This window comes from Flavobacterium magnesitis (assembly GCF_041729735.1).
GTDB lineage: Bacteria > Bacteroidota > Bacteroidia > Flavobacteriales > Flavobacteriaceae > Flavobacterium > Flavobacterium magnesitis.
The window spans coordinates 26,037-33,159 of sequence record NZ_JBCFQK010000031.1; the positions used below are offsets into that span (position 1 = coordinate 26,037).

A 7,123-nucleotide genomic window follows, 5' to 3' on the forward strand; every position below is an offset into this window, starting at 1 on the left:
GTTTCAATTTCTGTTACAACTACTACTACCCCTTAGGGGTATTTATCATTACATATAATCCTAAATTTATACATACTTTTTTATTAGAAGAAAGCTGTTGGGTGTATATAAAGTATTGCATTTTTAAAATAAAACAAACAAAATGAAAGTATTAAAATTTGGCGGAACTTCGGTAGCCAATGCAAAAAATATAAAACTAGTTCTAGATATTGTTCTCAACAAAGCTAAAAAAGACAAACTGATTGTAGTTGTTTCTGCCCTTAGCAAAGTGACGGATTTGTTGCAATTAGCCGCTTCAAAAGCTGCTTCTAACGATGAAACCTACAAAGACATTGTTGCTGAAATCGAGAAAAAACACTTAGACGCTTTAAAAGAATTAATTCCTGTAAGCGAACAAAGCAGTTTATTGAGCCATATTAAAAGAATCATCAACCATCTGGAAACTATTTTAGACGGCTGTTTCCTTTTGGGCGAATTATCGGCTAGAACATCTGATACTATTTTAAGTTTTGGCGAATTACTTTCATCTTACATCATTGCAGAATCTTTAAAGCAAAACCTAAAAAACAGCAGTTATAAAGACAGCCGTGAGTTGATTAAAACCAATAACAATTTTGGTAAAGCCGCTGTAAACTTTGAAGTAACTAACTTATTGACTACTGCATTTTTTAGTTCGAATGAGTCTCAGGTAGTGGTTATGCCTGGTTTTATTGCTTCTTCTTTAGACGAAATCAATACCACTTTAGGTCGCGGTGGATCGGATTATACTGCAGCTATTATGGCTGGAGCATTAAATGCTAGCGAATTAGAAATTTGGACTGACGTAAACGGAATGTTTACTGCAAACCCAAAAATTGTAAAACAAGCCCAACCTATTGCTGCAATTTCATACCAAGAGGCAATGGAATTGTCGCATTTTGGTGCCAAAGTTTTATATCCGCCAACAATTCAGCCGGTTTTAAGAAAGAATATTCCAATTCACATTAAAAATACTTTTGAACCAGAGAATGAAGGAACTTTTATTTCTAATGTTTCTACTTCAAATGGAAATCCGGTAAGAGGAATTAGCCACATTCAGCATATCAGTTTGATTACACTAGAAGGTCCGGGAATGATTGGAGTTTCGGGTTCATCAAAAAGACTTTTCGAGGTTTTATCTTCCGAAAACATCAATGTAATTTTTATTACTCAGGCTTCTTCGGAACATTCTATTTGTATCGGAATCTTGAATTCTGATGCCGAAGTTGCTGAAAACGCCATCAACAAAGCATTCGAAATCGAAATTGCTCAAAACAAAATTGATCCTTGCATTGTGGAGAAAAACTTATGCATTATTGCATTAGTGGGCGAAAACATGAAAAACCACCAGGGACTAAGCGGAAGAATGTTTAGTACTTTGGGTAAAAATAACGTAAACATCAGAGCGATTGCTCAAGGTGCTTCGGAGCGAAATATTTCGGCAGTAATTAACGAAAGAGACGTTAAAAAAGCCTTGAACACTTTGCACGAAAACTTCTTTGAGGAAAACACTAAACAATTGAATTTGTTTGTGATGGGTGTGGGTAATGTAGGTGAAAAATTCATCGAGCAAATCCACCAGCAAAAGAAATTCTTAAAAGAAAATCTAAAAATCAACGTTCGCGTGATTGCCTTATCTAATTCGAGAAAAATGCATTTTGATGACGATGCAATTGATCTGGATTCATGGCAAATAGCTCTTGACAATGGAGAAACAGCTAACAGAGAATTGTTTATCGAAAAAGTAATTGGATTAAATTTACGTAACTCTATTTTTGTAGATATCACTGCAAATGCTGATGTTGCTGCTACTTACGAGCACTTTTTGAAACAAAGTGTTGGCGTGGTAACTTGCAACAAAATTGCCTGTGCTTCGGCTTATGACAATTACAAAAACCTGAAAAAATTATCACGACAATACAATGCACCTTTCTTGTTTGAAACCAATGTTGGTGCGGGATTACCAATTATCGACACGGTTAAAAACCTAATCGCATCTGGTGATAATGTGCATAAAATCCAGGCGGTTTTATCAGGAAGTTTGAACTTTATCTTTAACAATTTCGACAAAGACAATTCGTTCCACGATGTGGTTAAAGAAGCAGGAGTTCAAGGGTTTACTGAACCTGATCCAAAAATTGACTTAAGCGGAATTGACGTAGCCAGAAAAATCCTGATTTTAATTCGCGAAAGCGGCTACCAAATGGAAATTGAAGATATTGAAAATCAATCGTTCTTGCCTGCTGCTTGTATGGCAACTACTAATAATGAGGATTTCTTCAAATCGTTAATTACTTACAACAGCCATTTTGAAGGTATTTTGGCGGAAGCCATACAAAAAGACAGTAGATTGAAATTTGTGGCTCAATTTGAAAATGGAAAGGCAAGCGTAGGTTTGCAATTCATTCCAAAAGACCATCCTTTCTATAATCTAGAAGGAAAAGACAATATTGTTTTATTCTTCACTGATCGTTACGTGGACCAACCTTTATTAATAAAAGGTGCGGGTGCTGGAGCAGCGGTTACCGCTTCGGGAATTTTTGCCGATGTAATTAGAATTGGAAATGTTTAGAATAAGCCACTAAGACGCTAAGACTCTAAGTTTTTGAGTTTTTCTAAAGGATAATAAGTTACGAAGTTAACTAATATCAATTTTTGAAAAACAGAATGAAACAAGCTTAGAATGTTAGCCTTTTAAGAATCTAAAAAATAAAATTTTGTGCCTTTGAGCCTTCGTGGCAAAAACAATAAATTATGAATGAAGTAAAAGTATTTTGCCCTGCAACTATTGCCAACCTTTCCTGTGGATTTGACGTTCTGGGATTGTGTTTAGACAATGTAGGAGACGAAATGATTGTTCGAAAAACGGCTGAAAAAGGCATTCGCATCACCAAAATTGAAGGTGCTAATTTGCCATTGGAAACCGAGAAAAACGTTGCGGGAGTCGCTTTATTAGCAATGCTGGAAGAAGTAGATGCCGATTTTGGTTTCGAAATCGAAATTTACAAACACATCAAAGCCGGAAGCGGTATTGGTAGTTCGGCGGCGAGTTCGGCAGGAGCTGTTTTTGCTGCTAACGAATTATTAGGCAATCCATTTACCCGAAAAGAGTTGGTGAAATTTGCGATGCAAGGCGAAAAATTAGCTTCTGGAAACGCACATGCTGACAACGTTGCCCCTGCCCTTTTAGGCGGATTCACATTGGTTAGAAGTTCAAATCCTTTGGATATTATAAAAATTGATAGTCCTGACGAATTGTTTGCAACCGTAATTCACCCACAAATTGAGTTAAAAACATCTGATGCACGTTCGGTATTAAAACAAACCGTTTCTCTAAAAAGCGCCATTACGCAATGGGGTAATGTAGGCGGATTAATCGCTGGATTGTACACTCAGGATTACGATTTAATCGGACGTTCGTTGCATGACGAAATTGTAGAACCATTGCGAAGCGTATTGATTCCTGGTTTTGATTTAATCAAACAATCGGCTTTAGAAAATGGAGCTTTAGGTTCAGGAATTTCAGGTTCTGGTCCTTCTATTTTCGCACTAAGCAGAGGAAAAGCAACCGCAGATAAAATCGCTAAAGGCATGAGCGAAGTTTACGATACGATGAATTTACCTTATGAAATCCATGTTTGTAAAGTGAATGATACGGGAATGAGAGTTATTTAAAAAGTGATTTAGTCCTTAGTGCTTAGTCCCTAGTTTTATTACTAACGGCTAAGGACTAAGGACTCCAAAAAATAAAACTAAGGACTAAGTACTAATAAACTAAGGACTATTATAAAAAATGAAATATTACAGTTTAAACCATAACGCACCAAAAGTTTCTTTTCAGGAAGCCGTAATTCAAGGATTAGCATCTGATAAAGGATTGTATTTTCCGGAAAGCATCACTCCGCTTCCACAATCTTTTTTTGACAATATTGAGAACTTAAGTCATGAGGAAATTGCTTTTGAAGCGATTCAGCAATTTGTTGGTGACGAAATTCCAGCAGAAACCCTAAAACAAATCATTTCAGAGACTTTATGCTTTGATTTCCCTGTGGTTCCTGTAGAAAACGGAATCTATTCTCTGGAATTATTCCACGGTCCTACGATGGCGTTTAAGGACGTTGGAGCGCGTTTTATGTCGCGTTGTCTGGGTTATTTTAACAAAGACAAAAAAGACAATACGAATACTGTTTTGGTAGCGACTTCTGGAGATACAGGAGGCGCTGTTGCCAGCGGTTTCTTGGCGGTTCAAGGAGTTGAAGTCGTGATTCTTTATCCTTCTGGAAAAGTAAGCGACATTCAGGAAAGACAGTTGACTACATTGGGACAAAATATCAAAGCGCTGGAAGTAGACGGTGTTTTTGACGATTGCCAGGATATGGTGAAGAAAGCGTTTTTGGACGAAAGCTTGAAACACAAAAACCTGACTTCGGCTAATTCAATTAATATTGCACGTTGGTTGCCACAAATGTTTTATTTCTTCTTTGCTTACAAAGCATTGAAATTTCATAACAAACCATTAGTTTTTTCTTGCCCAAGTGGTAATTTTGGAAATATTTGCGCGGGTATTATCGCTAAGAAAATGGGATTAAATATCGAACATTTTGTAGCTTCAACTAACGTAAATGATACCGTTCCAAGATTTTTAACTAACGGAATTTACGATCCAAAACCATCTATTGCAACTATTTCGAATGCAATGGATGTAGGGAATCCAAGTAACTTTATCCGTATTCAGGAAATGTATGGAAACGATTTAGAGCAGTTTAAAAAAGATTTTTCTTCTTATACTTATAATGACGAAGAAACTTTAGAAGCCCTAAAAAACATCTATAAAACCGATGGTTACATTGCCGAACCACACGGAGCAGTAGGTTACTTAGGTTTGAAAAAAGAATTGGAAAATTACCCAAACGCTATTGGTGTTTTCTTAGAAACGGCTCATCCTATCAAGTTTTTAGACGTAGTTGAACCGGCTTTAGGAATACAATTACCGATTCCAACTCAAATTGAAAGTGTACTGAACAAAGAAAAAGTAAGTACTAAAATCAAAACTTATGACGAATTGAAAGCGTTTTTAGGATAGACTTTCAAAACACAAATACACAAACGGCTATGGAGCAATCTTTAGCCGTTTTTTTTGTAGTATGTTCTTATTTAAAAAACATTTAACCTTAATAATTTGTAATAAAAATATTATGTATATATTTGTTTAAAATAGATCATTCAATAGTATCTATAAATCCACTCTAAGATAGATTGTCGCTACTTTGTAGCAGAAATAATAATTTAACAAAAACATGAATTTATCAGCATACCCAAGAACAATAAAAGATATTTTAACCTTAAATCGCAAGTATATTATACCCAGATATCAAAGAGAATATTCTTGGGAAAAAACTGAGCTAGAGGAATTCTGGAAAGATCTAAATTCTCAAATAAAAATTATTGATGGTAAATTAATAGCTCAAGACTACTTTATTGGATCATTAGTACTAGTTGGGGAAGATTCAAAAGATCAAGAATTTTTAGTAGTTGATGGACAACAAAGACTTACAACGATAACAATTTTACTTTCAGCCTTAACTGAGATAAGTAAAAATATTGAACAAAATTTTTCGTCAAGCTGCTATTCCTATGTAGAAGGTAAAGATGATGATTATAAGCCATTTTTTAAACTAGAGAATGAAAATCCAAAACCTTTTCTGCAAAGACGAATTCAAAATATAGAAAAAGAAAATTATCAACCAAATTCTGAAGAAGAAAATAAGTTACTTTACTCCTATGAATTTTTTTACAAAAATCTTTCAGACAAGGAAATTAGTAAATTTTTCCCTAATCAAAATTACATCGATGTATTAAAATCGATTCGTGATCAAATATTAAAATTTAAAACTATTTTCATTACAGTTGAAAATGAAAATGATGCTCAAACTATCTTTGAAACCTTAAATGCTAAAGGAAAAGATCTTGAAACACTTGACTTAGTTAAGAATAAAATATTTGAAATATTAGACGAGGAACACCCAAGTGATTTTGCTAAGGAACAATGGAAAAAAATTAAAGATAATTTAAAATCAAGGGAAGACAGTATTAATCTTTCTGCATTTTTTAGACATTATTGGATATCTAAATATGAATTCTTAACTGAAAATAAAATTTATACTTCATTCCAGAAACATATAGAAAGAGATAAGGATAGCTATGCAAATTTTGTAAAGGAATTGGTAAAAGCTTCAAGTGATTATATAAAAATTGTATCTCCACAGATCAGTGATTGGAAGCAACAAGAATCTAAAATAATATTTGACCATTTACTAGCATTAAAAGTTTTCAAAGTTGTCCAACCACGACCAATCGTATTAACTGTATTGGATTTATATAGTAAAAAACTTTTAAAATTAACTGACCTTATTAATTTTTTAGATAGGCTACAGAGATTTCATTTTATTTTTTCAGCTATTTGCTCCTCAAGAGCATCTGGTTTAGAAAGTACTTATTCAAAATCTTCTAGACTTTTACAAAGTACAGAAGATAAATCAATTATTAAAGCCACATTAAATGACTTAATTTTAAGTTTATCAAAAAAATTACCTCCCTTTGAAATTTTTGATAATAATTTTAAAAAAATCAGGTTTAGTGATAGTTATACAAAAGACAAAAAAATTATTCAATACATATTTAAAACAATTGAGCTTTCATTACAAAACACTGATGAATTATCTATAAATAATGTAACACTGGAACACATAGAAAGCCAAAAAGTAAACGCACAATGGGTTTTGGAAATTGGTAATATACTACCCCTTGCAAAAGCAATTAATAGTTCAATTGGTAATGATAAATTATCTATAAAATTACCAGAACTTAAAAAATCAGAACTTAGAACAGTTAAAGATTTTTGCAAAAAATATCAGACTGACGAATACTGGACTAAGGAATTATCCGACAAAAGAACTACAAAATTATCTGAAATTATATATAATATCTGCAAATTCTAATATTACCCCTCACTACCGCGCGAATCTTTTCGCGTGGTACATTTTCAACTTCTACGGAGTCCGTGTCCAAACAACCAAATAGAAATACTTTGCCGATTTACTTGATG

At 33.7% G+C, this 7,123-nt stretch carries 4 protein-coding genes; all 4 read left to right on the forward strand.

Annotation, left to right across the window (positions count from 1 at the left end):
* Positions 1–142: 142 nt before the first annotated feature.
* The 4 genes from thrA (at position 143) to AAGV33_RS15355 (ending at position 7,016) form a co-directional block, all read left to right on the forward strand.
* Positions 143–2,590: a bifunctional aspartate kinase/homoserine dehydrogenase I gene (thrA, locus tag AAGV33_RS15340; RefSeq protein WP_373393172.1), complete on the forward strand. Its 2,448-nt coding sequence runs from the start codon at positions 143–145 to the stop codon at positions 2,588–2,590.
* A gap of 182 nt (positions 2,591–2,772) precedes the next feature.
* The gene (locus tag AAGV33_RS15345) at positions 2,773–3,693 is read left to right on the forward strand and encodes a homoserine kinase (RefSeq protein WP_373393173.1); all 921 of its coding nucleotides are present in this window, start codon (positions 2,773–2,775) and stop codon (positions 3,691–3,693) included.
* Positions 3,694–3,811: 118 nt separating this feature from the next.
* Positions 3,812–5,101, forward strand: a complete 1,290-nt coding sequence (thrC, locus tag AAGV33_RS15350) for a threonine synthase (protein WP_373393174.1) — start codon at positions 3,812–3,814, stop codon at positions 5,099–5,101.
* A gap of 214 nt (positions 5,102–5,315) precedes the next feature.
* Positions 5,316–7,016, forward strand: coding sequence for a DUF262 domain-containing protein (locus tag AAGV33_RS15355; protein WP_373393175.1), 1,701 nt, complete (start codon positions 5,316–5,318; stop codon positions 7,014–7,016).
* Positions 7,017–7,123: the final 107 nt, after the last annotated feature.

Bases quoted from the DNA above. Each gene is read 5' to 3' on its own strand.
- thrA (WP_373393172.1), top strand. From the start codon at position 143: ATGAAAGTATTAAAATTTGGCGGAACTTCGGTAGCCAATGCAAAAAAT.
- AAGV33_RS15345 (WP_373393173.1), top strand. From the start codon at position 2,773: ATGAATGAAGTAAAAGTATTTTGCCCTGCAACTATTGCCAACCTTTCC.
- thrC (WP_373393174.1), top strand. From the start codon at position 3,812: ATGAAATATTACAGTTTAAACCATAACGCACCAAAAGTTTCTTTTCAG.
- AAGV33_RS15355 (WP_373393175.1), top strand. From the start codon at position 5,316: ATGAATTTATCAGCATACCCAAGAACAATAAAAGATATTTTAACCTTA.